18 protein-coding genes are annotated in these 24,366 nt (G+C 76.1%); 8 read left to right on the top strand and 10 right to left on the bottom strand.

Annotated features, from left to right (window positions below):
* Nucleotides 1–60: 60 nt before the first annotated feature.
* Nucleotides 61–639: a PPA1309 family protein gene (locus V5D56_RS10265; RefSeq protein WP_435738908.1), complete on the top strand. Its 579-nt coding sequence runs from the start codon at nt 61–63 to the stop codon at nt 637–639.
* Here V5D56_RS10265 and V5D56_RS10260 read toward each other — a convergent pair.
* Entirely contained in the window at nt 618–1,751 is a 1,134-nt protein-coding gene (locus V5D56_RS10260; RefSeq protein WP_435738907.1) for a YlbL family protein, read from the bottom strand. The genes V5D56_RS10265 and V5D56_RS10260 overlap by 22 nt on opposite strands.
* A gap of 109 nt (nt 1,752–1,860) precedes the next feature.
* Nucleotides 1,861–2,910 (bottom strand): nucleoside-diphosphate sugar epimerase, encoded by a 1,050-nt coding sequence (locus V5D56_RS10255; RefSeq protein WP_435738906.1) that lies wholly within the window; start codon nt 2,908–2,910, stop codon nt 1,861–1,863.
* A 69-nt stretch (nt 2,911–2,979) separates the two neighbouring features.
* Here V5D56_RS10255 and V5D56_RS10250 point away from each other — a divergent pair, with 69 nt between their 5' ends.
* On the top strand, nt 2,980–4,524 hold the full coding sequence (locus V5D56_RS10250; RefSeq protein WP_435738905.1) for a zinc-dependent metalloprotease: 1,545 nt from the start codon (nt 2,980–2,982) through the stop codon (nt 4,522–4,524).
* Nucleotides 4,525–4,533: 9 nt separating this feature from the next.
* Here V5D56_RS10250 and V5D56_RS10245 read toward each other — a convergent pair whose 3' ends face one another.
* Entirely contained in the window at nt 4,534–5,094 is a 561-nt protein-coding gene (locus V5D56_RS10245; protein ID WP_435738904.1) for a YgjP-like metallopeptidase domain-containing protein, read from the bottom strand.
* Nucleotides 5,095–5,404: 310 nt separating this feature from the next.
* Here V5D56_RS10245 and V5D56_RS10240 point away from each other — a divergent pair, with 310 nt between their 5' ends.
* Nucleotides 5,405–6,472 carry a ThiF family adenylyltransferase gene (locus V5D56_RS10240; protein WP_435738903.1) on the top strand — a complete coding sequence of 356 codons (1,068 nt, stop codon included), beginning with the start codon at nt 5,405–5,407 and terminating at the stop codon, nt 6,470–6,472.
* Here V5D56_RS10240 and V5D56_RS10235 read toward each other — a convergent pair.
* Both V5D56_RS10235 and V5D56_RS10230 read right to left on the bottom strand, forming a co-directional pair.
* A complete protein-coding gene (locus V5D56_RS10235; RefSeq protein WP_435738902.1) occupies nt 6,452–6,871 on the bottom strand; it encodes a WhiB family transcriptional regulator in 420 nt (139 codons plus the stop codon). The two genes, V5D56_RS10240 and V5D56_RS10235, sit on opposite strands and share 21 nt — an antisense overlap.
* A gap of 521 nt (nt 6,872–7,392) precedes the next feature.
* On the bottom strand, nt 7,393–9,459 hold the full coding sequence (locus V5D56_RS10230; protein WP_435738901.1) for an ATP-dependent helicase: 2,067 nt from the start codon (nt 9,457–9,459) through the stop codon (nt 7,393–7,395).
* Between the two features lie 230 nt (nt 9,460–9,689).
* Here V5D56_RS10230 and V5D56_RS10225 point away from each other — a divergent pair, with 230 nt between their 5' ends.
* Complete coding sequence (locus tag V5D56_RS10225) at nt 9,690–9,956, top strand: mycoredoxin (RefSeq protein WP_435738900.1); 267 nt, start codon at nt 9,690–9,692, stop codon at nt 9,954–9,956.
* A 255-nt stretch (nt 9,957–10,211) separates the two neighbouring features.
* Here the strand turns inward: V5D56_RS10225 and V5D56_RS10220 are convergent, their stop codons facing one another.
* Nucleotides 10,212–11,294: an NAD(+) diphosphatase gene (locus V5D56_RS10220; RefSeq protein WP_435738899.1), complete on the bottom strand. Its 1,083-nt coding sequence runs from the start codon at nt 11,292–11,294 to the stop codon at nt 10,212–10,214.
* An 87-nt stretch (nt 11,295–11,381) separates the two neighbouring features.
* Here V5D56_RS10220 and V5D56_RS10215 point away from each other — a divergent pair, with 87 nt between their 5' ends.
* The gene (locus V5D56_RS10215; protein WP_435738898.1) at nt 11,382–12,305 is read left to right on the top strand and encodes a macrolide 2'-phosphotransferase; all 924 of its coding nucleotides are present in this window, start codon (nt 11,382–11,384) and stop codon (nt 12,303–12,305) included.
* Nucleotides 12,306–12,318: 13 nt separating this feature from the next.
* Here V5D56_RS10215 and V5D56_RS10210 read toward each other — a convergent pair whose 3' ends face one another.
* The 3 genes from V5D56_RS10210 to V5D56_RS10200 all read right to left on the bottom strand — a co-directional run bounded on the left by V5D56_RS10210 (nt 12,319) and on the right by V5D56_RS10200 (nt 20,349).
* The gene (locus V5D56_RS10210) at nt 12,319–15,879 is read right to left on the bottom strand and encodes a UvrD-helicase domain-containing protein (RefSeq protein WP_435738897.1); all 3,561 of its coding nucleotides are present in this window, start codon (nt 15,877–15,879) and stop codon (nt 12,319–12,321) included.
* Nucleotides 15,876–19,235 (bottom strand): ATP-dependent helicase, encoded by a 3,360-nt coding sequence (locus tag V5D56_RS10205; RefSeq protein WP_435738896.1) that lies wholly within the window; start codon nt 19,233–19,235, stop codon nt 15,876–15,878. The genes V5D56_RS10210 and V5D56_RS10205 overlap by 4 nt, the downstream gene beginning before the upstream one ends.
* A 79-nt stretch (nt 19,236–19,314) precedes the next feature.
* Nucleotides 19,315–20,349 carry a DUF3152 domain-containing protein gene (locus V5D56_RS10200; protein WP_435738895.1) on the bottom strand — a complete coding sequence of 345 codons (1,035 nt, stop codon included), beginning with the start codon at nt 20,347–20,349 and terminating at the stop codon, nt 19,315–19,317.
* A 66-nt stretch (nt 20,350–20,415) separates the two neighbouring features.
* Here V5D56_RS10200 and V5D56_RS10195 point away from each other — a divergent pair, with 66 nt between their 5' ends.
* Together V5D56_RS10195 and V5D56_RS10190 are read left to right on the top strand one after the other, a co-directional pair.
* The gene (locus V5D56_RS10195; protein ID WP_435738894.1) at nt 20,416–21,126 is read left to right on the top strand and encodes a TetR/AcrR family transcriptional regulator; all 711 of its coding nucleotides are present in this window, start codon (nt 20,416–20,418) and stop codon (nt 21,124–21,126) included.
* Between the two features lie 90 nt (nt 21,127–21,216).
* On the top strand, nt 21,217–21,441 hold the full coding sequence (locus tag V5D56_RS10190) for a DUF3107 domain-containing protein (RefSeq protein ID WP_435738893.1): 225 nt from the start codon (nt 21,217–21,219) through the stop codon (nt 21,439–21,441).
* A gap of 102 nt (nt 21,442–21,543) precedes the next feature.
* On the opposite strand, the gene V5D56_RS10185 is transcribed toward V5D56_RS10190, so the two are convergent.
* Nucleotides 21,544–22,248, bottom strand: coding sequence for a ferritin-like fold-containing protein (locus V5D56_RS10185; RefSeq protein ID WP_435738892.1), 705 nt, complete (start codon nt 22,246–22,248; stop codon nt 21,544–21,546).
* 319 nt (nt 22,249–22,567) lie between these two features.
* Between V5D56_RS10185 and V5D56_RS10180 the strand changes: the two genes are divergently transcribed.
* Nucleotides 22,568–24,292 carry a DEAD/DEAH box helicase gene (locus V5D56_RS10180; protein ID WP_435738891.1) on the top strand — a complete coding sequence of 575 codons (1,725 nt, stop codon included), beginning with the start codon at nt 22,568–22,570 and terminating at the stop codon, nt 24,290–24,292.
* Nucleotides 24,293–24,366 lie beyond the last annotated feature (74 nt).

Here is a 24,366-nt window from a genome sequence, read left to right as displayed (position 1 = left end):
CCCGCACCTCCCTCAAGGTTCCCACGTCCGGCGACCGCGTCGCTCTGCGACGATGGGCACATGCCCCGCGCCGACGACACCACCCCCGCCAGCCCCGGTCTCCCGGCTCCCCAGCGCGCTCTCGCGCTCGCCGTCCACGAGGTCGAGACCCACGCCGCCGACGCCGGATGGGACGCCCCGCCGCGTCTGTTCGCCCTGGTCAGCACCGCGCGCGCCCTGGCCGACGACCCGTCCCTCGCGCAGCGGCTCCCCGCCGACGTCGTCGCGGCGGCGACGACGGACCCTCACCACCTGCTCTCGGTCGAGCAGGAGGGCTTCGCCGTCGACGGCGACCTGGACGAGGCCCTGGCCCGGGTCGCGTGGCCGTCGTCGGTGGACGGCACGGCGCTCGTGGTCGAACGGGTCGTCCTCCCGCCGTCGGCGGAGGAGGGTGTCCCCCAGGACCCCGACGCCGCCCTCGACTACCTCGCGAACCACCCGGACCGCCAGGACGTCCGACTCGCGGTCGGCGTGCTGCGCGACGGCCCGGCCTGGTGCGCGGTGCGGTCGCGCGCGCACGACGCCGCGGCGGACGTCGCGTCGGGACCGGACCTCGTCCCCGGGCTCGTCACCGCGCTCTACGCGACGCTCGAGGACTGAGGCCGCTCAGCCCGCGCCTCGCACCTCGGGAGCGAGCCGCCCTCCCCGGCGCCGATCGCCGTCATGGCCTCCCGCGCGTCGGCGAGCGTCGACACCGCCACGACGTGCAGGCCGTCCGGGACGTTGCCGACGACCTCGGGGCAGTTGGCCTGCGGCGCGAGGAACCACGTCGAGCCGTCGCGCAGCGCGCCGTAGAGCTTCTGCTGGATGCCGCCGATGGCCCCGACGTCGCCCTCGACGCTCATGGTCCCCGTCCCGGCGATCGACACACCGTTCGCCTCGTCCTCCGGCGTGAGCTGGTCGACGATCCCGAGCGCGAACATCGTCCCCGCGCTCGGTCCGCCGATGTCGTCGATCTGGATCGTCACGTCGACCGGGAAGTCGAACGCCGGGTCGATGAACACGCCGAGCAGCGCCGTGTCGCCGCCGTCGCTCGTCGTGACGGTGAGGTCCGTCTCCTCGCCGTCGCGCACGACGCCGAGGGTCACGTCGTCGCCGGGCGTGACGGCCGCGAGACCGTCGATGAGGTCCTGGTACGTGGGGACGGGGTCGCCGTCCAGCGAGACGATGACGTCACCGGGTTCCACGACGCCCGCGGCACCGGTGCCGGGGCTCGCACCCTGCACGGTCAGGGTGGCGGGCACGTCGTAGCCGAGCTCCGTGAGCGCGGCGACGGTCGCGTTCTCCTGGGAGGAGATCATCTCCGCCTGCCCCTGCTCCTCCGTCTCCTCCTTGGTGCGGTCCGGCGGGAAGACCTCCTCGACCGGCCGCACCGAGCGCGACCCGTCGAACCAGCCCTGCACGACCTGGGCGAGGTTCACCGGGTAGCCGGGGCCGCCCGCGACGGACACCGTCGTCAGCCGCAGCTCGCCCGTCGAGTCGAAGGTCTCCGCGCCCGTGATGGAGATCAGCGGCGTCCCGCCCTGGTCGCCGAGCGTGTCCTCCGTCGGCCCCGGTGCGCGCACGGCGTACGGGGCCGGGAGCACGGCGAGGCCCGCGACGAGGAGCGTCGTGGCGAGCAGAGAAATGCCGAACGTCAGGGACCGGCGGGTCACGGGGGGCGGGGCGTCGTCCTCGGTGAGGAGGTCGTCGAAGGAGGGCGTGTCGCTCACCGGGACATCATCCCCGAGGATCCTGGGATTTCCCCGCCGGCCCGTGCCCGACGGCGCGTGCGGACCCGCGGCGGCCGGACGGCCGGGCGTCAGCGTCGGGCGCGCGGCGTCAGCGTCGGGCGCGCGCCTGTCGCCACACCGCCGCCGTCCCGAGGACCGCGACGGCAGCCCCGGCCGCGCCCAGCGCGGCGGCGTCGCGCCCGCCGAACCGGCGCCCGGCCACGCCGAGACGGCCGCGCACCTGGTCCAGCAGCACCTCGAGCGCCGCCGCGCTCGACCACGCGGGCGACCACCCGGCGTCGTGCAGGCGCGCCGCCGAGACCGTCCACGGGTAGACGACGAACGCGAGGTCGCTCGCCGGAGAGGGCAGGACGCCCACGCGGTGCAGCCGCTCCGCGGCACCGAAGGCCGTCACCGCGGGGAGCTGGACGGTCCGCATCCCGGCGACCGTCGCGACCGTCGCGGCGTCGAGCTCGTCAGGCAGGCCGTCGCGCAGGGCACCCGCCGTGAGCCCGCCCTCGAGCCGGGCGTCCAGGACGGCTCGCACCGCGCTCACGAGGTCCTCGACGTGCAGGAGCTGCCAGGTGCGCTCTTCACCGCGCACCGTGAGCAGGCGAGGCGCCTCGAAGTGGCGCGTGAGGATCGTGTCGATCCCCGGGCCGACCACGACGGCGGGCCGGACGACGGCCAGCGGGACGGGGCCGAGCGCTTCGCGCAGAGCGTCCTCGGCGGCCACGAGGTCGCCCGCGACTCCGGCCGCGCCCGGCTCGGGCGCCTCGTCGTCGTCGACGACCGCACGCCCGGGAGCCGCACCGTGGACCATGGCCGACGTCACCGCCACCACGTGCTCGATCCCGCGTGCGCGCGCTGCCTCACCGACCGACCGCGCCTCGCCCACGAGGCGTTCGCGGGTGCCGAGGGCCGGCTCCTCGCGCGGGCGGGCGGGGCCGAACTCGCCCGCCGGCAGGACGAGCACGACGCGACGGACGTGGTCCGGCCACGGTCGTGGCGCACCGTCCGCGGACGCCGGCGCGGGCCCGCCTCCCAGCCCGTCGCGGACCGCCCGCGCGACCTGTCCCTCGCCGAGGACGACGACGTCCCCCGACGCCGCCGCTGACGCCGCGTCGCTGCGCCGTGAGCGAACCCCGCCCTCGGACATGGGCCAGCCCCCGTTCTCGGCGGTCGATCGTGGTTACGGTGAATCCCGACGCTACCCCGAGGAGTCCTCATGAGCAGCCTGCCCCCCGACCGCACGCCCGGGCCCGACGACCCGGACGGGCCGGACAGCGGCTTCGAGGAGCTGCTCCGCTCGATGCTCGGTCCCGGCGCCGACGAGGCGCTGCGCGAGCTGCGTGCGCGCGGCTTCGACCCCGCGTCCCTCTCCGCCGGCGGCGCTTCCGCCGTGGACCCCCAGATGTTCCAGCACGTCCTCGCCCAGGTGCAGCGCCTGCTCTCGACGCCGACGGACGGGCCGGTCAACACGGACGTCTCGCACGACGTGGCCCGGCAGGTCGCCGTCGCGGAGGGCGACCCCTCGGTCACGGGCACGCAGGAGCGCGAGGTGACGCAGGCGCTGTCGGTCGCCGAGCTGTGGCTCGACGCCGTGACCGACCTCCCCCCGGCCGGTGGCCGCAGCCACGCGTGGAGCCGCTCCGAGTGGGTCGAGCAGACTCTGCCCGCGTGGAACGAGCTCGTCGCGCCCGTCGCGTCCTCGGTCGCCGAGGCGCTGTCGACCGTCCTGCGCGACCAGCTCGGCGACCAGTTCGGGATCGAAGACGACGCACCCCCTGCGATCGGGTTCCAGCTGCCGGGCCTGCCCGCCGGAGGCCTCGGCAGCGACCCCGCGGCCCTCATGCAGCGCCTCGGCTCCGCGGTGTTCGGCATGCAGGTGGGGCAGGCGGCCGGCACGCTGTCACGCGACGTCTTCGGCGCGACGGACGTCGGCCTGCCGCTGCTCGACCGGCCGGCCACCGTGCTGCTCCCCACGAACGTCACGGCGTTCTCCGAAGGGCTCGACGCGCCGGCCGAGGAGGTGCGCCTCTTCCTCGCGCTCCGCGAGGCGGCGCACGCGCGCCTGTTCACGCACGTGTCCTGGCTCCGCGGTCACCTGCGCGGGCTCGTCGACGCCTACGCGCGCGGCATCACCATCGACCTCGAGGCGCTCGAGTCGCAGCTCACGGACGTCGACCTGGCCGACACCGACGCGCTCCAGCGTGCGCTGTCCGGCGGCGTGTTCGGGCTCCAGAACACCCCGGAGCAGCAGGCGACGCTCCTGCGGCTCGAGACGACGCTCGCGCTCGTCGAGGGCTGGGTCGACGAGGTCACGGCGACCGCGGCGCTGCCGCACCTGCCCCACGCCGTGCCGCTGCGCGAGATGCTGCGCCGGCGCCGCGCCGCGGGCGGGCCGGCCGAGCACACCTTCTCGACGCTCGTCGGGCTCGAGCTGCGCCCCCGCCGGTCGCGCGACGCGGCTGCCCTCTGGGCGCTCATCGCCGCGCAGTCGGGAGCCCCGGCGCGCGACGGCGTGTGGGACCACCCCGACCTGCTGCCCGACGCGACGGACCTCGACGACCCCGCCGGGTATGCCGGCCGTCGTGACGCGGCGCGCGCCGAGGAGGCGGACGTCGACAAGGCGCTCGAGGAGATCTTCCGCGCGGCCGGTGAGGACGCGGCCGCTGAGGACCCGGACGGTGAGGACGGGAGTGGTGACGCGACGCGGGACGACGACGGGCCGACGGACGACGCGCCGGGGAGCGGCAGCAGCCCTGCCTGACGGCCGGTACTACACGCCGTCGCCGGCGGGCTCATCCGGCCCGTCGTCGTCGACCGCCGCGGGATCCGTGGCGTCACGGGCGAAGGAGACGCCCTCGAGGAAGCCGCGCGCCCTGTCGGTCCGCGGGTAGCTCTCGAGGAGCTTCCAGAACCCCGGGCCGTGCCCGGCGTGCAGCAGGTGGGCGAGCTCGTGCAGCAGCACGTAGTCGAGCACCCAGCCCGGCATGCCGCGCACGCGCGTGGAGATGCGGATCGACCCGTCGATGAGCGTGCACGACCCCCAGCGGCGGTCCTGGTTGCCGGCCCAGCGGACGCTCGTGGGCCTCGCGCGGCCGTCGAGGTACTTCGCCGAGAGCTCCGCGGCACGCCGTTCGAGCTCGTCGTCGGAGGGGCGTCGCCGACGTTCGGAGTCGGCGAGCCGGTCGAGCATGCGCTGCACCCACTCGCGCTCCTGCTCGCGCGTGAACCGGGCGGGGATCGCGACGATCGTCCGCTCGCCGTCGCGGTACGCGCTCACGGTGCTCTTGCGCCGGCGGCTGCGCCGGACCTCCACGACCGTCTCTCGGACCACGCCAAGACCGTAGTGGTTCTCGCCATGAAAGGGCAGGGCCCACGCCGAGAGCCGCCCGCGCTGACAGGCGGCGGCTGCCCGGGCGTCGCGCTTCGACCGGGTGGTGGTCAAGGGTTCACCAGGCCTTCGGCTGCCGTTCGGGCGGCGTCGCGCTGGGTCCCCCGCTGCGCTGCGTCGTCGGTCAGACCTGTGGACAACCCGAGCGGGCGCGTCCCACCGTGCGACGCTGCTGGTCGTCGTCCGGCCTGCTCGGACCGGACCCGGCGACCCAGGAGGAACCGTGCCGTCACGTCAGAGGTTGCGCACCGCCATGCCCGTCCTCCGGCGCGCGCCGGGTGAGCTGCAGTTCGGGACCGACCCACGCTGGGCGGTCCGGTTCGTCGGCCTCGACGCCGCCGAGGAGTCGTGGATACAGGCTCTGACCAGTGGCACCGTGCGGACCCGGACCGGCGCGCCGGGCCTGCCGACAGCGCGGCGCCAGGCGCTCCTGCGCCTGCTCGACGACGCCCGCCTCCTCGTCCCGCCGCCGTCACGGACCGCGGTGTCCCCGGCCCCCGGTGGGGGTGAGGCGGAGGTCGGGGTGCTCGGTGCGCTGCTCCCGGACGGCGACGCCCACCGGGTCCTCGCCGGACGCGCGGGGGCGGAGGTGGCGGTCGTCGGCCTCGGGAGATTGGGTGCGACGCTCGCGGCGACGCTCGCGACCGCCGGCGTGGGAACCGTGACCCTGCACGACGCGTCGCCCGTGCTCCTCACCGACGTCGGGCTCGGCGGGTACCGCATGCGCGACGTCGGTGCCCGGCGTGACGCCGCGCTGTCACGGATCCTCGGGGAGATCTCCCCCGACGTCCGCACCCGGGGCGGACCGTCGTCGGGCGCGCCGGACGGCTCGGGAGCACCGGACCTCGTCGTCGTGGTCGAGCACCGGGCGGCTGATCCCGGGCGGGTCCGCGAGCTCGTCGGGGACGGGGTGGCGCACCTGTCGGTCGTCGTGCGGGAGGCCGACGTGCTCGTAGGCCCCTTCGTGCGGCCTGGTCTGGACCCGTGCCTGCGGTGCGTCGACCTGCACCGGACGGAGATAGATCCGTGCTGGCCCCAGGTCGCTCAGCAGCTGCGCGACGTCGCCGCTCCCGAGCACGAGGAGTCGGTCGTCGCGGCGGTCGCCGCTTCCGTCGCGGCCGGCCAGGTCCTGACCTTCGTCGACGGGGCAGTGCCCCGCACCGCCGCGGCATGCGTCGAGATCCGTGCTCCCGATGCGATGCCGCGGCTGCGCGAGACGTCTCGCCACCCGCTGTGCGGCTGCGGCGAGCTGACGAGCGCGCCCCCGGACGGGGCGCCGCTCGTCCGGTCCGCCCGCACGTCAGGCCGCGGCCGAGGCTGACGCCTCGGCCTCGAGGCGCGCGGCCTCCTCGGCCTGACGTGCGAGGACCTCGGCCTTGCTCGGGCGTCCCCGACCGCGCTTGCGCGCGACGACGACGCCGTCGACGAAGACCTCGCCACCCCAGACGCCCCAGGGCTCCCGACGCTCGACGGCGCCGGCGAGGCAGCCCTCGACGAGGGGGCACGTCCGGCACAGGGCCTTGGCCTCCTCGACCTCGGCGGCGCGCTCGGCGAACCAGAGCTCGGGGTCGTTGGTGCGGCAGGGCAGGAGTCCGGCCAGGAGGCGGTCGAACTCGGCCGCGTCCTTCTCGCCCAGCGGTGTGGCGAGCGGTTGGTGGGGTGCCCAGGGGCCGGATCCGCCCTGGGCAGTGATGTTGTCGAGCAGCGCGGTGAGCCGCACGATGTCCTCCAGTGATGTCCTGTCGTGGTGTGAACGTCGTCGTCACAGGACCCGAGGGACAGCGGTCCCCGTCAGTGGAGACGGGAGAGGCCGGTGATCCTCATCGGCAGTCGCGCTCTGGAGAACACGAAGGCCGCGGGTCCTAGAGGGACTCCGCGGCCTGGAAGGTGCCGGTCTGTCAGACCGGACGTGTCCTGGGAGCGGAGTCGGGAGCGGGGCGGTTGACGAAGGTGCCGCCGTGCGTGCGCGCACGCGGACGGAGTCCTCCTGGCGTAGCCGCGCAATCGGCCGCGGAATCCAGCAGGATCGTCGTCGCGATCTGGTACTTCATCTCAGCTCCCACCACCTTTCTCCACTCGGGGACACGCCTCTCGGCGCAGCCCGCTCCATCAGGACTTGACGACCATATGCCGCCTGACGAAGGAGGCACAACTTATTTCCGAGATTTCTTCGGGCGAGTTTTTCGACCCCACCGAGCGCCCGCACCCGGAGGTGGGCGGAGCGTCCACCCGGACGTCGGGTCAGGCTCCGGCGCGCGCGACGATCTCGAGCAGCGTGGCCCCGTAGCGCTCGATCTTCGCCGGCCCGAGACCGTTGATGCGCGCGAGCTCGGGCACCGTGCTCGGTCGCGTCTCCGCGATCGCGGCCAGCGTGGTGTCGACGAGGACGGTGAACGCTGGCTTGTCCGTCTCCTGCGCGACCTGCAGGCGCCACTCGCGCAGCCGGTCGAACAGCTCGCGGTCGTACTCGCCGGTGAGCTGGACGCGCGCCTGGCCGGACCGCGAGCGCCGCCCGCGTGGCGCGGCAGGGTCGTCGGGCCACAGGCCGTCGAGGAACCGGGTGCGCCGACGCGTCGCACGCCCGCCCGGGTTGCGGGAGCGGGCGAACGACACCTCGAGGTGCTCGCGCGCACGGGTGATGCCCACGTACAGGAGCCGCCGCTCCTCCGCGACCGCCTCGTCGGTCTCCGCCAGCGAGATGGGCATGAGCCCCTCGCTCATCCCGGCGAGGAAGACCGCGTCCCACTCGAGTCCCTTGGCGGCGTGCAGGGACGCGAGCGTCACACCCTCGACGGTCGGGGCGTGCTGCGCGGAGGCCCGCTCGTCGAGCTCGGCGACGAAGGTCGCGACCGTCGGCGCCGGGGCGTCGGACGCGGCGGCCAGCGCGGCGACGTCGTCGGCGAGGGCGACGATCGCCTGCATCGACTCCCACCGCTCCCGCGCCGCCCCGCGCGCGGCGGGCGGCTGCGACGCCCACCCGGCCGACCCGAGGACGTCGCGGACGGCCTCGGGCATCGCGACGTCGGGGTCGGCGGAGCGCGCCGCCCCGCGCAGCAGCACGATCGCGTCCCGGACCTCCTTGCGCTGGAAGAACCGCTCGCCACCGCGGACGAGGTAGCCGATGCCCGCGTCCGCGAGCGCGGCCTCGAACGCCTCCGACTGGGCGTTGGTCCGGTACAGGACGGCCACCTCGCTCGCCCGGGTGCCCGCGGCGAGCAGGCGCCCGACACGTTCGGCGATACCCTTGGCCTCGCTCTCGTCGTCGTCGTACGCCGTGTACGACACCGGGGGGCCCGCCGGCCGCTGCGCGACGAGCTCGAGCGCCTGGTGCGCGCCGCCCGCCCGGCCGGCGCGCGCGAGGAGCTGGTTGGCGAGGTGCACGACCTGGGGCGTGGAGCGGTAGTCGCGCACGAGGCGGATGACCTGCGCCCCCGGGTGCGTGCGCGAGAACGTGAGCAGGTGGTGCGGCGTCGCGCCGGTGAAGGAGTAGATCGTCTGCGACGGGTCGCCGACGACGCACAGCTCGTCGCGCCCGCCGAGCCACTGGTCGAGGACGAACTGCTGCAGGGGTGAGACGTCCTGGTACTCGTCGACGACGAAGTGGCGGTACTGACGCCGCACCTCGTCGGCGACGCGGCCCTGCGTGGCGAGCATGTCGCCGAGCATGAGGAGCACGTCCTCGAAGTCGATGACGGAGCGCTCCGTCTTGACGTCCTCGTACGCGGTGATGAGCCGGGCCACCGTCTGGTGGTCGTAGCCCGCGGGCGGGTCACGGTCGATCGCCTCGCTCGCCCGGACGTAGTCGTCGGCCGTCACGAGCGACACCTTGGCCCACTCGACCTCCGACGACAGGTCTCGCACGGCAACCCTGTCCACCCCGACGCCGAGGCGGCGGGCTGCCTCCGCGATCACCGGGGCCTTGTGCTCGAGGATGCGTGGCGGCGCGCCCCCGACGACCTTCGGCCAGAAGTACCCGAGCTGGCGCAGCGCGGCGGCGTGGAACGTGCGCGCCTGGACGCCGGTCGCGCCGAGCTCGCGCAGGCGGGTGCGCATCTCCCCCGCGGCGCGCGCCGTGAACGTCACGGCGAGCACCGACGTCGGTGTGTACACCCCGGTGCGCACGCCGTACGCGATGCGGTGCGTGATCGCGCGCGTCTTGCCCGTGCCCGCCCCTGCCAGCACGCACACCGGCCCGCTCAGCGCGAGCGCGACCTCCCGCTGGTCCGGGTCGAGCGCCTCGAGGATCGCGTCCGCCGAGCGGAGCACGGGTCGGGCGGAGGCGGCGGCAGGGAACGGTGGCGTGGACATCACCGCGATTCTCGCAGCCCGCGCCCACACGGGACACCCGCCGCGACCCGCCTGTGGACCATGCTCCGTCTGCCCGTGCCAGGGGCACCCGGAGGCCCACGGCCTCGGACCACGACGGCACCGGTCACCCTCGGGAACAACGGCGCCTCGACCGGACGTTCACCCGAGGTGCCCTGGTCGCGACCGCTGCCGGGGCGCCGTCCTGCACGCCGACCCGAGGAGACCCTCCGATGCCCACCGCCCCGACCACGCCCGACGCCGGCACGATCGTCATGTACTCGACGAGCTGGTGCGGGTACTGCCGCCGGCTCAAGACGCAGCTCGAGTCCGAGGGCATCGGGTACACCGAGGTGAACATCGAGGAGCACCCCGAGACCGCCACCTACGTCGAGCAGGTCAACGACGGCAACCGCACGGTGCCCACCGTCGTCTTCCCGGACGGCACCGCGGCCACGAACCCGTCCCTCGCCGAGGTCAAGCAGCGCCTCGCCGCCTGACCCGCCTCGAGCCGCCGCCCCCGGGGTTCTCGCGCGACCACGGCTCTACCTCGCGCAACCACGGCTCTACCTCGCGCAGGTGGTGAGCCGACGGACGAGCGGGCGGGCCGGAGCGGGCGGGGTCGCGGGTCGTGGCGGGTCTGGCGGGAGGCCGCGAGGCACGAGCGGCCGGATGGTAGACCCGCGGCCCCGCCCGCGAAGGCCCGCCCGCGGAGGCCCGCGCGCGGACCCCCACACCGCGACACCGCCCCGAACTCAGGCGCCGGGAAGCTCCGCCCCGAACCAGTCCTCGATGAGCGCCCGCGCGATCGAGGCACGTCCGGGCAGGAGCACCTCGCCCGAGCGCACGTCGCGCTCGAGCTCCGCCCGCGTGAACCAGCGGGCGTCGGTGAGCTCGACGCCGTCGACCTGCAGCGCGGTCGTGGTGGCCGATGCGAAGAACCCGAGCATGAGTGACGCGGGGTGCGGCCACGGCTGGCTCCCGCGGTAGGTCACCTCGCCGATCTCGACGCCCGCTTCCTCCCGGACCTCGCGGCGGACCGCGTTCTCGAGCGACTCCCCGGGCTCGACGTAGCCGGCGAGCGTGGAGAACCGACGCTCGGGCCAGTGCGCAGCGTGCCCGAGGAGCAGCCGCTCGCCCCCGTCTCGCCCTGCGGTGTCGGCTGGCTCGTCGTCGGGCCCGGTGTCGCCTCCGTGGACCACCGCCATGATCACGGCCGGGTCGGTGCGCGGGTAGAGCTCGATCCCCTGCGCGACGCAGCGTCGCGTCCACCCGGCGTTCTCGAGGGTCGTGGGCTCGCCGCAGCGGGGGCACCGCTCGTGGGCGGCGTGCCAGGCGGCGAGCGCGACAGCCTCCGTCGCGAGCGCGGCCTGCGTCGCGTCGAGCCGGGTCGAGAGCTCGCGCAGCCCGGACCAGGTGTGCGTGCGGGCCAGCACGGCGAGCGCCTCGGCGGGGTCGACGCCCTCGATGTCGACCTCCTCGGCGTCGGCGTCGTCGGGCAGGACGAGCGCGAGGTACGACGTCGGCACGTCCGGTGATCCTTCTCCCTCCCCCGCAGCGTCGCGCGCCGGGCAGCCCTCCCCGAGGAAGAGCCAGCGCGGCCGTTCGCTGCCGCCGGTCGTGGGGGCGCCGTCGACCGCGCTGCCCGGGAGCAGCGCGAGCGAGCCGTCGACCGCGGTCGCGAGCCGTCCGCGGTGGACCAGGAGCACGCGCGTCGCGGGCTCGGTCACGAGTCGTCCGACGAGGCCGTCCTCGGTGCGCCGGTGGGCCGCGCGGTCGACGGGGGCCGCGTCGAGCGGCTGGGGCAGGGGGCGGTACGGCGGGTGCTCGGTGCTCACTCCCCGACCGTACGCTGCGCCGAGCGTCGCCCGAGCGGTCGGCGTGGGTGCCGGTCCGTGCGCGCGGCGAGCGACTACCGTGGGCGGGTGCCTCGTTCACCGCTGACCCTCGCCGCCCTCGCGACGGCGGCCGTCCCGGGCCTCGACGCGCGCTCCGCCCGGGCCGTCGCCGACCCCGGCGACTACGACACGGCGGTCGTCACCGACGCGGAGGGCGCCCGGTGGACGGTGCGCGCACCGCGCAGCCTCCAGGCGGGGGCGGCGCTCGAGGCCGAGTCCGAGCTCCTCGCCTCGCTCCGGCACTACGTCACCTCGGGCGTGCTGTCGTTCACGGTGCCGCGCATCAGCGGGACCGCCGTCCTGCCGGAGGGCGGTCGCGCCGTCGTCCACCCCGCGGTGGAGGGTGCGCCCCTCGACGTCGAGTCGCTGCGCCCGGGACCGGGCCTCGCGGCCGACCTGGGGAGGGTCGTCGCGTCGGTCCACGAGCTGCCGCGCGCGATCGTCGACGACGCCGGGCTCCCGGCGTACGACGCCGAGGAGTACCGCCAGCGCCGCATGGCCGAGCTCGACGAGGCCGCCGCGACGGGTCAGGTCCCGCCGGCGCTCCTGCGTCGCTGGGAGTCCGCTCTCGAGGACGTGTCGCTGTGGCGCTTCCAGCCCGTCGTCGTGCACGGGGACCTCGGGCCCGACCAGGTGCTCGTGGCGCGCGGCCGGGTGTCCGCGGTCACCGGGTGGTCGGACGCGCGTGTGGCCGACCCCGCCGACGACCTGGCGTGGCTGCTCGTCTCGGCCCCGCCGGAGGCGATCGACTCGATCATGGAGGCGTACCAGCTACGTCGCACGGAGCTGACGGACAAGCACCTCGCGGACCGGGCGCTGCTCGTGGGCGAGCTCGCGCTCGCCCGCTGGCTCCTGCACGGCGTCCGGCACGGGCTCGACGACGTCGTCGCGGACGCGCTCGACATGCTCGCCGACCTCGAGGACGCGACGCGCGAGGACGCTGCGCACTGACCCGGCGGCGGGCTCACCCCCGCAGGAGCGCCTCGATCTGCGCCTCGTCGAGCAGCCGCTCGGGGCGCACGGTCTCGTCGGACCCCACGTGGTAGAACGCCGCGTTCACCTTCTCGAGCGGGAGACCGGACCAGCGCGACCACGCGAGCCGGTACACCGCGAGCTGGACCTCGCGGTGGCGACGCGCCTGCGGGTCGCTCGGCGCGCGCCCGGTCTTCCAGTCGACGACGACGACGGCGTCCGTCGCTCCCCCGGCGAGCTCCGGCAGCTCCGGGAAGACCGCGTCGATGCGCGAGCGCAGGACGGTCGAGCCGACGGGGGTCTCGACGTCGACCTCGACCGCGATCGGCGTGCGAGCCGCCCACGACGACGCGAGGAACGTGCGCTGGAGGGACTCGAGGTCCTGGTCCGGGTCCAGGTCGGTGTCGTCCGCGCCGGGCAGGTCCTCGACGTCGAGCAGGGAGGCGCTCGTGAAGTACCGCTCGGCCCAGAGGTGGAACTGCGTGCCGCGCCGCGCGTGGACCGTCGGCTCGCTCGGCACGGGTCGCCGCAGGTGCAGGGCGAACTCGTCGCGGTCGCTCGCGAGCCGGACGAGGGCCGACGCCGAGACGTGCGCGGGCAGCGGGACGTCGTGCCCGGCGCGGTCGCCGCGCTCGGCGAGCAGGACGCGCGCGAGGCCGACCAGGTCGCGTCCGTCGGCGTCGACGAGCACGCCGTCCGCGGCCGTCAGCGCGCCGGGCGAGCTCGCTCCGGCGCCGGCGTGCCCGACGGCTCCGGCCGGTGACGAGTCGCCGCCCGCAGCGCCCTCTGCACGGGCGCGGCGTCGCGACGCCTCCTCGACCCGCTCGGCGGTCGCCCGCAGGACGGCACGGGCCGAGCCCGGCGCGGCGTCGTCGGACGCCGGCCACGTCGCGGTGACCTCGACGCCCTCGAGCGGGTTCGTCGCACCCGGCTCGGGCGCTGCCGACCATCCGTCCGCCGCGACGACACCCGCCTCGACGAGCTCCAGGAGGAACGGCGACAGCACGCGGGGCGTCGAACCCGCCTGCCACCAGGACGCCGAGAGGAAGAGCTCTCGCCGAGCGCGGGTGAGCGCGACGTAGGCCAGGCGGCGCTCCTCGGCGAGCTGGTGCTCGCCGGACGCCGCGCGGAACTCGTCGCGGCGGGCGACCAGGTCCTTGGTGTCGGTCGCGAGGTCGTAGCGGAACTGCGGGAGGTCGGCAGCGTCGCCGCGCAGCGGGTACGGGAGCTGTGCCACGTCCGTGAGCCAACCGCTGTCCGCGCGCGTGCCCGACGCCGACTGCGCGACGGTCGGGAAGACCCCGTCGACGAGTCCCGGCACGGCGACGACGTCCCACTCGAGGCCCTTGGCGGCGTGCGCCGTGATGACCTGCACGGCGTCCGGGTCGGGCTCGCGCACCGGCAGGTCGAGACCGTTCTCGCGCGACGCCGCCACACCGAGCCACGCGAGGAACGCACCGAGGGTCGCGACGTCGGCCGTCTGCGCGAAGGTCGCCGCGACGTCGCGGAACGCGTCCAGGTGCTCGCGCGCCCGGTCGCTCACGGCGTCGGGATCGGTGAGCCGTCGGGTGGCGAGCAGCGCCGCCGTCGTCGACGCCTCGACGTCGAGGCCGAGCGCTCGCTCCGCCTCGACGACGAGCTCGGGCAGCGAGAGGTAGGTCAAGGAGCGCAGGGAGCGCAGCGTCGTGGCGAGCGCGGCGAGCCGGGCGTGCGCGGCGTCCCCGAGCACCCGGCCGTCGCCCGCGGCGCGGCCGGGGGCGGGAAGGTCGTCGAGCGCGTCGACGATCGACCGGTGGTCGACGACGTCGCCCTCGACCACGGCCGGCGCGGGCACGTCGTCGACGTCCTCGGCCCCCTCGCCCCGCACCCGCCCGTCCGCGAGACCCGCGCGCGCCCGACGTGCGGGACCGCCGTCCTGCCGGGCGAGGTCGGCCGCGCGCGAGCCCAGCGCGTGCAGGTCGGCCGCGCCGAGGTTGACCCGCGGACCGGTGAGGAGGCGGACGAGGGCGTCACCGCGCGAGGGGTCGTGGACCGCCTCGAGGAGCGTCACGACGTCCACGACCTCCGGGGTCGTCAGGAGGCCGCCGAGACCCACGACCTCGACGGGCAGACCCCGACGGCGCAGCGCGACCTCCACCGCCGCGAACTGGCTGCGCTTGCGGCACAGCACCGCGGCGGTCACCCGACCTCCCGACGCGCCCGCGGGGCGCCACCGCGTGGCGACGAACTCGGCGACGGCGGCGGCCTCCTCCTCCGCCGTCGCGGCGACGTGCGCGCTCACCGCACCGGTGCCCGCCCCGGGCCGCAGCGACAACGGCGGCACCGTCACCCCGGCGTCCGAGCCGCCCGCGCCCCCGGTGCGCAGCGGCGCCGAGATGACGTTCGCGGCGTCGAGCACCGCAGCGTCGTTGCGCCACGACGTCGAGAGGAAGCGCACGGCCGAGCGTCCGCCGTCGGCATGGCGGAACCGGTCGGGGAAGCGGGCCAGACCGCCCGCGCTCGCGCCGCGCCAGCCGTAGATCGACTGGTGCGGGTCCCCGACCGCGGTCACCGCGTGGCCGCCACCGAACAGGCCCGCAAGGAGCTCGACCTGCGCGTGCGACGTGTCCTGGTACTCGTCGAGCAGGACAACGCGGTACCGCGAGCGCTCCGTCGTGCCGACGACCGGCGCCTCGCGCGCGAGCCGAGCGGCCAGCGCCACCTGGTCGCCGAAGTCGAGCGAGTCGGTGGCTCGTTTGCGGCGCCGGTACTCGGCGACGACGTCGAGGAGCCTCACGCGCTCGGCGACGTCCCCGACGAGCTTGACGACCTCTTTCGTGCGTGCCTTCTGCCGCGGACCGAGCGGCAGCGCGTCGAGCGTCTCGACGATCTCCACGAGACGGTCGCGCGCGTCGAGCGGTTCGAGCAGGTGCTCGCCGAGCGCGCCGGAGAGCCCGAGCACGGCCGCGACGACGGTGCTCACGGCGCGGTCGGTGCCGAGGTCCTCGTCCCAGCTCTCGACGACCTCCGACGCGAGCTGCCACTGCTGCGCCTCGCCGAGGAGGCGCGCCCCGGGCTCGACGCCCACGCGCAGGCCGTGGTCGGCGACGAGGGACGCCGCGTAGGCGTTGTACGTCGCGACGGTCGGCCGGTCGAGCAGCGTGAGGGCCGACGTCGTTCCGCCGCGTGCGCGCGCGAGCTGGGCGAGGCGCGTCTGGACGCGCTCGGCGAGCTCGCCCGCGGCCTTGCGCGTGAAGGTGAGGCCGAGCACGGCGTCGGGCGCGACGAGGTCGTTGGCGATGAGCCACACGACACGGGCCGCCATGGTCTCGGTCTTGCCCGAGCCGGCGCCCGCGACCACGAGCCCCGGCTCGAGCGGCGCCTCGATGACCTCGACCTGCTCGGGCGTCGGTCGTGGCCGTCCCAGGAGGTCGGCGATCTCGGTCGCCGAGATCGCGGGTACGGGCGTGCTCGGCGCGACGCTCCCGCCGTGCGCGTCCGCGCCGGTCGTCCCGCCGACGAGCCGGACGTGGGGCCGCGCCTCCTCCGGGAGGTCGAACAACTCGCTGCTCATGCAACCACCTTCCTGCCCTCGGGCTGCACCGGGCACGACCGGCGGACCGGGCACATCTCGCACAGCCCGTTCTGCCGGGCCGTGAACGTCGCGGACGCCATCGCGTCGGCCGCGTCCTCGACGAGGTCGCGCGCCCAGCTCGACCCGTCGGGCTCGGGGTCGAGCGCCGGCTGCGCGACGACCGCCGGTCCCACGTGCGTGCTGCCGACGTAGACGAGCTGCGCACCGGCGCTGCACGTACCGTCCGGGAGGTCGAGCGCCCCCGCCTCGACCGCCAGCTGGTAGGCACCGAGCTGGGGGTGCTCCGCGCCCTCGGCCTTCGTCGCGGTGCGGCGACCCGTCTTGAGGTCGACGACGCGGACCTTGCCCTCGCCCGCGTCCTCGACCCGGTCGATCGTGCCGCGCAGGTGCGCCCGGCCCACCGTCACGTCGAACGTCGGCTCGACGAGCAGCGGCTCGCCCGCCTCGGCGAGGTACGCCGCGAGCTTGACGACCATGCGGTCCGCGCGGCGCCGGAGCTGCCTCGACGGCCACCCCTCCGGGAGCGCGAGCTCGGGCCAGCGCCGGTCGAGCTCGGCCCGCAGGTCGGCGAGCGAGCCCGACGGCGCCGTCTCCGCGATCGAGTGGACGAGCGTGCCGAGGTTCTGGTGCGCCGCGTCGGGCGCCGTCCCGCCGGCCGCCTCCAGGGACCAGCGCAGCGCGCACGTCGTCACCGTCTCGACCTTCGAGGGGGACACGGTGACCGTCTCGTCGTCGGCGCGCAGGGGCGCGGTGCTCGACACGCCCGCCACGCCGTACCAGGTCTCGGGCCGCGCCTCGGGCACGCCGACCGCGACGAGGTCGGCCAGCAGCGTCGCCGCCGCCTCCGCGTCGGGGCGGGCAGGGACGCTCTCGCCACCGGAGCCGGGACCGGGGTCCGACGCCGCCGCGTCCGCGACGAGGACGGCTCGGGCGGCCGCGACCACGCCTCGGAGGTCGAGCGGCGCACCCACCTGCACGCGACGACGCGTCCCGGCGGCGGGACGGTCCGGCCCGGGTCCGTCCGGCGCGGGGCCGCCCGGCGCGGGATCCTCGGGACCGCGGTCCCGGTCGTCGTCCCCGGGCCCGTCGGTGGGCTCGGTCGGCGGCACGACGAGGTCGCAGAAGACCGACGGCGCGTCCTCGCTGTCCTCGACCGCGGTGACGACGAGGCGGCGCGACGCGCGCGACGTCGCGACGACGAACGCCCGCAGCTCGTCGGCGAGCACCTGCGCGCGTGCCTGCGGACCGACACCGCGCGCGTCGTCGGACCGTCCCGCGAGCAGCTCCACCAGCGCCTGCGAACCGAGCAGCGAGTCCCGCAGCCGCAGGTCGGGCCACACCCCGTCCTGCACCCCTGCGACCACGACGACGTCCCACTCGCCGCCCGCCGCGCCTGCCGGGGTCAGCGCGGCGACGGAGTCGGTGCCGCTGGCCCGCGCCGCGAGGGAGTCCGCGGGGAGGTCCTGCGACGCCAGGTACTCGACGAACGCGGCGACGGGCGCGCCGGGCATGCGGTCGACGAACGTCTCCGCCGCGCGGAAGAGCGCGAGCACGGCGTCGAGGTCCCGGTCCGCGCGGGCCCCGGCCGGACCGCCGTCGAGGGCCGCGGAGCGCCAGCGCTCCGCGAGCCCCGTCGCCGCCCACACGGACCACAGCACGGTCTGCGCGCTCGCACCGGGCTCGCCCGCGGCGGCACGTCCCGCGGCGAGAGCACGCGCGACGGCGACCGGACCACGGCGGACGGTCGGAGGGAGGGTCGCCGCGCGGGCAGGGTCCTCGAGGACCTCGACGAGGAGGGCGTCGGACGTCCGTCCCCCTCCCCCGGCGAGCTCCTCGGCGCGCAGGGCGCGGCGCAGACGACGCAACGAGACGACGTCCAGGCTGCCGATCGGCGACGTGAGCAGGAGCGACGCCGTCGCCGGGTCGAGCGTCGGCGCCGCGTCGTCCGCCGGGGCGACGCACGCGCGCACCGCGGCGAGCAGCGGGGCGACCGCCGGCTCGTCGCGCAGCGGCACGTCCGAGCCGAGCAGCGTGACCGGGACGGAGGCGGCGACGAGCTCCCGACGCAGCGCGGCGAGCCGCCCGCCGGTACGCGCCACGACCGCCATGCGGCCCCACGGCGTCCCGTGGAGCAGGTGCTCGGCGCGCAGCTCGCGCGCGACGTAGGCCGCCTCCTGCGCGGCACCCGACAGGACCGCGACCTCGACGGACGGCCCCCCGTCCGCCTCGGGCCGCGGCGCGGCACCGCGGTGCACCGCCCCGGAGAGCGTCCCGACCTGGGCCGTGACGCGACGCGTCACGGCGCGCAGCGCCTCCGGCTGCCGCCACGCCGTGCCGAGGACGGCGACGCGCGCGCCGAGCTCGCCCCGCCTCCCCGCCCCGCTGCGCAGCGGGGCCGACGCGCGCCCGACGAGACCGGGGCTCGCGCCGCGGAAGCCCTGCACCGCGGAGTCCGGGTCGGCGAGCAGCACGAGACGCGCGCCGTCGTCGTGCAGCACGTGGAGGAGGCGTGCGGTCGCGACCGTGGCCTCCTGGTAGTCGTCGACGACGACGAGGTCCCAGCCCGGGCGGGGCGCGTCGGGCACCTCGTCGTCCCACGCGCGCAGCGCCTCGGCCGCCTCGTCCACGACGACGGCCGGGTCGAGCCGTGCACCGACGTCGGGCGTCCCGCCGCGCAGCGCCGTGACGTCGAGGTACTCGGCGTAGAGCTGCGCGCCCAGGATCCACTCGGGGCGCTCGTGCCTCCGCCCGAGCTCGCGCAGGTCCGCGGGCGTCAGTCCGCGCTCGGCCGCGCGCATCAGCAGGTCGCGCAGCTCCTGGCGCAGGCCCCGCAGACCGAGGACCTCCTCCGGCAGGCCGTCCGGCAGCTCGAGCGGGGCGCCCTCCCCGGCGACGTGGCCCTCGAGGAGCTCCGCGAGCACGAGGTCCTGCTCCGGTCCGGAGACCAGCGTGGGCGGCGGATCGCCGAGCGCGGCCGCGCGCTCCCGCAGGACCGCGAACGCCGCCGACGCCGCCGTGCGGACCATCGGCGCGCCGACCGTGCGCCGCGCCCGCTCGGACAGGCGGTCCCGCACCGACGCCGCGGCGCGGCGGGACGCCGCGAGGAGCAGCACCCGCTCGGGCGCGACGCCCTGCTCGAGCGCGGCGAGCACGACCTCCTGGGCGACGAGCGTCTTGCCCGTTCCCGGCGCGCCCACGACGAGCGTCGCACCCGGTCCCGACGCGGCCGCGACCGCCGCGCGCTGCGAGTCGTCGAGGGCTGCGCGAGCGCCCTCGAGGTCGACGTCGGGCGCGACGAGGCGGGGTCGGCGGGGCTGCGCGCTGGTCCGGAGCACGACGCGATCCCATCACGAGCCACCGACACCTGCGCCGGGCACCCGTGCCGGGACCCCGCCGCCGCGCCGCGCGCCCGCGCTACGGCGCGGGCCAGCCGTTCGGCACGCAGCCCTCGGCCGAGATGGACTGCTGCACCATGACCGGGGCGACGGCGCCCGGCGCGGGGCACGGCTCGTGCCCGTGGCCGAGCACGTGCCCGACCTCGTGGTTGACGAGGTACTGGCGGTAGGTCGCGACGTCGTCGCCGAAGTCGGGTGCGCCCTGGACCCAGCGCTCGAAGTTGAGCACCGCGACGCCCGTCACCGAGTTCCCGCACGAGTACCGGCCCTCGGTCTGCAGGGGCGCGCACAACCGGTCCGTGGTGGCCGGGCTCGCGAGCACGACCCGGATCGACGCGTCGTCGGCGGCGGTCCGGGAGAAGGTCACGCCGTCGGTCGCGCCCCAGCCGCGGGGGTCGTTGAGCGTCGCCAGGACCGCCTCGGCGAGCACGTCGCCGTCCAGCGGGAGACCGAGCTCGGCCTCGACCCGCACGGAGCGGACCGTGCCCGGACCTGGCGCCGGCGCCTCGCCCGGGACGACGACCAGCGTCCCCCCGAGGTCGGGGACGACCTCCGTGCCCGTCAGGCCTGAGCCGGGCTCGGGCACGCGAACCACCGGCGCGGCAGGCGCCGGCGACGGCACCGGCGGGACCTCCGGGGCGGCGGGCACGCGGACCGGCGGCGTCGGGGCGGGGCTCGGTGGCGCGAGCGGGGCGAGGGTCCCGGGCGGCGGCACCGTCGGTGCCGGCGCGCCGGGCGCGGCGGGTGCGGCGAGCAGGGACCGGGCCTCGTCCGACCGGCTGACGGCGCCCGGGGCGCGCTCCGGCGCACGACCCGCGCCGTCGGCCACGACGGCTTCGCTCACCACGACCGTCGTCGGCGTACCGGCCGGCCCGCCGGGCAGGTCCCAGACCTCCGCCGTCGCCACGCCCCCGCCGAAACCGACGCCGAGGCACGCGAGCACCGCGACGACGGGGCGCGGACGGCGGCCGCGAGGACGGCCCGCCCGGCCGCCGGTGGCGTCGTCGTCCACGACGTGGAGCACGGGGTCGGTCGAGGCGTCACGGTCGGGCACGCGGCCATCGTCCCACTCCTCGTCACCCCGGGTCGACCGCCCACGGTTCGCCCGTATCCTCGGGCCATGACGCGTGGTCCGGGACGCAAGGGCGGGGCCGTCCCCGCCGCGCGCACGCGGATGCCCCGGACGCAGCGGCGCGCCCAGCTCCTGACGATCGGCGAGGAGCTCTTCGCGACCCACGGCTACCACCACATCTCGATGGACGACATCGCCGACCGCGCGGGCGTCGGCAAACCGGTGCTGTACCGGCACTTCCCGTCCAAGCTGGACCTGTACCTCGCGATCGTCGACGAGCAGGGCGAGCGGCTCGTCCGGGCCGTGCACCTCACGCTCGACCCGTTCCGCGACGCCGCACCCGGCACCTCTCCCGGTGACGCGGACGCCCTCGCCGTCGACGGGCTCGCCGTGATCGAGGGGATCGTGCGGTCGTACGTGGCCTACGCGCACACCGCGGGCCGCTCGTCCGCGCTGCTGTTCGAGTCCGACGTCATGCGCGACCCGGTGGTCCGCGCGCGCGTGCTCGCACCGGACGAGCACATCTCCCAGGCCTTCGCGGACGTGCTCGTCCGCATCACCGAGCTCGACCCGCCGGAGGCGCTCGTCGTCGCACGGACCTGCACGGCGGTCGGCCGGGCGGCCGCGACCGAGGCGGTGCGGCCCGACGGCACGGCGAGCGCCGACGACGTCACGCGCCTCGTCCCGCGCCTCGTGTGGCGCGGCGTGCACGGGATGCTGCGCCGTGCGCGTCCCGACGGAACCCCCGAGGGAATCTGACTACTATCGTTCGCGTTGTCGCCGGTGGGTCACCCATCGGCGGCCCGCCGTCGACCTGCCGCGTGCGCGCGGCCGCTGTGAGGAGAACACGTGGAAGTCACGATCGGTGTGCAGAACCTGGCCCGTGAGCTCGTCGTCGACACCGACCTGTCCGCGGAGGCCGTCGCGAAGGCGGTCTCGGAGGCCCTGGGCGGAGCGCCCGCGCTGGAGCTCACGGACTCCCGCGGGCGCCGGGTCATCGTCCCGACCGTGTCCCTGGGATACGTCGAGATCGGCACGGAGGAGCAGCGCAAGGTGGGCTTCGGGTCGCTCTGACCCGCCACCTCGGACGAGCGAGCGGCCCGGTCGCGCCCTGGGGGCGGCCGGGCCGTCCTGTGCCCGCCCCCGGCCGGCAGCGGCTCGGGCCGGCCCTGCGGCTCAGGCCGCCAGACCCAGCCGGTCCATGCGCCGCGTGTGCTCGGCGGTGAGCCGGGAGAACACCCAGGACTGCGTCGACGCGACCGACGGCGTGGCCTCCGCCGCCTGCTCGCGGCTCACCTCCGCGACGAGCCGGTCGAGCGCGGGGTGGCGCGCGAGCACGACACCGACGACGCCCAGGGCCTCGCCGACGATGCGGCGGCCCCAGAGCGCGAGCCGGGCGGCGAGGACCGGGTCGGCCGTCGCGGCCTCCGCGATGACGGCCGCGGAGCGGTCCGCCCGGGCGCCCTGCGTGAGGGAGCCCACGACGACGTCGCGCGAGCGGTCGTCGAGGCCGCCCGCGGCGAGGAGGCAGAAGTCGTCCGCGACGCCCTGGCCCACGTAGCCCTTGAGGATGCCCTCCCACCACGTGCTCGGGCGCGTGCGCTCGTCGAAGTCGTCGAACAGGCCGTCGAACGACGCCATGCACGTCTCGGGGTCGCCCCCGAGCTCCGCGACGCGCGCGAGCACGGACTCCTGCCGGTCGAGCAGCTCGGCCGCCATGCGCGACAGCGCCTGGCGCTGTCGCAGGGTCGGGGCGTGCGCGGCGTCGCCGGCGAGCCGGCCGAAGCTCGCGAGCTCGGTGTACGCGACGAGACCGAGGAGCTCGAGCGCGTCCTGGGTCGCGCCGGTCGTCGGTCCGGTCGGCTGCTCGACGTCGATCATCCCGTCAGGATAGTGGCGGTCCCGGGGGCCGGAGCGCCCCGGAGCGGCCGTCCGATACCATGGGCGGGTACATCGGTTGCCCGGTCGTCCTGACCTCACGCGCCCGTCCCGGCCCCGGCCGGCACGAAGGGCGACGCCCGTCCCTCGTGCGACGACGGCGGTACGGGTCCGCTCACGCGGACCCGCGCCACGAATTCCACGATCGGCTGCCGGCCACGAGGCGCGTACGACCACGTCCGGGGTCCCCCGGCGGCGGAGCCGGTTCTGGACGGCCCCGCGACGAAGCGGTCGCGCGCGCCGGAACGAGACAGAGGCACCAGTGACCACCACAGACGCGACCACCACGGACGCCACGCCCGACGTGAGCGCCGACGCGCGCACCGTCGCCGCGAGCGTGCAGTCCGACAACACGTCCTTCGCCGACTTCGGCGTCCGCCCGGAGATCGTCACGGCGCTCGCCGACGCGGGCATCACCCACCCCTTCCCCATCCAGGCGATGACGCTGCCCGTCGCGATGTCGGGCCACGACATCATCGGGCAGGCCAAGACCGGGACCGGCAAGACCCTGGGCTTCGGCGTCCCGCTCCTGCACCGCGTCGTCGCGCCGGGCGAGCCCGGCTTCGACGAGCTCCCCTCCCCCGGCAAGCCGCAGGCGCTCGTCGTCGTCCCGACGCGCGAGCTCGCCGTCCAGGTCGCCAAGGACCTCGAGACGGCGTCGCGGCTGCGCAGCGTGCGCGTCCTGCAGGTCTACGGCGGGCGCGCGTACGAGCCGCAGGTCGAGGCGCTGCAGCGCGGCGTCGAGGTCGTGGTCGGGACGCCCGGCCGCATGATCGACCTCATGAACCAGGGTCACCTCAACCTCACGCGGGCCAACACCGTCGTGCTCGACGAGGCCGACGAGATGCTGGACCTCGGCTTCCTGCCGGACGTCGAGAAGCTCCTCGCCCGGACCCCCGCGCAGCGCCACACCATGCTCTTCTCGGCCACCATGCCGGGCGCGGTCGTGTCGATGGCCCGCCGCTACATGAAGCAGCCGACGCACATCCGCGCGATCGAGGCGGACGACGACGGCCGCCAGACCGTCAAGAACATCGCGCAGGTCGTCTACCGCGCGCACGCGCTCGACAAGGTCGAGGTCCTCGCGCGCATCCTGCAGGCGCAGGGACGCGGGCGGACGATCGTCTTCGCGCGCACCAAGCGCACCGCGGCCAAGGTCGCGGACGACCTCGCGGAGCGCGGCTTCGCCTCCGGCGCCATCCACGGCGACCTCGGCCAGGGCGCGCGCGAGCAGGCGCTGCGCGCGTTCCGCAACGGCAAGATCGACGTGCTCGTCGCGACCGACGTCGCGGCGCGCGGCATCGACGTCGAGGACGTCACGCACGTCGTCAACTACCAGTGCCCCGAGGACGAGAAGACGTACCTGCACCGCACCGGCCGCACCGGCCGCGCGGGCAACACCGGCACCGCGGTGACGTTCGTCGACTGGGACGACCTGCCGCGCTGGGGGCTCATCGACAAGGCGCTCGGCCTCGGCATCCCCGAGCCGGTCGAGACGTACTCGACGTCGCCGCACCTGTACACGGACCTGTCGATCCCCGAGGGCACGAAGGGGCGCCTCCCGAAGGAGCAGCGCACGCTCGCCGGGCTCGACGCCGAGGTGCTCGAGGACCTCGGCGAGACGGGCAAGCGCCACACCCCGGCGCGCCCCGCCCGCGCAGGCCAGGGCGGCGGCGACCGGTCCGGCCGCGAGGGGCGCGACGGGCGCGGGCAGGGCGGCCGCGGCGGTCGTGACCGTGGACGCGAGGCCGGGCGTGACGGCGGCCGCGAGCAGGGACGAGCCGGGGACGCCGGTCGCCGCCAGGGTGGCGAGCCCACGCACCAGGGCGGGGACGCGGACGCCGGGCGCACGACGACGGCGGGCGAGACCCCGGGCGGGTCGACCGAGGCCGGCGAGCGCCGTCGTCGGTCCCGCAGCCGGCGCCGGACGCGCGGCGGCCAGCCCGTCGAGCGCACCGAGCAGGGCGGCGCTCCCGCCGCCGAGTAGCACGCGACGCCCGAGCCCCGGCTCGCTCCCCGACCTCGCGGCCGGGGCAGCGGGTCGGGGCTCGTCGCGCTCCG

It is taken from the genome of Cellulosimicrobium sp. PMB13 (genome assembly GCF_051294865.1).
GTDB lineage: Bacteria > Actinomycetota > Actinomycetes > Actinomycetales > Cellulomonadaceae > Cellulosimicrobium.
The sequence above is the reverse complement of the archived record's forward strand: the minus strand, read 5'-3'. Positions and strand labels throughout refer to the sequence as shown.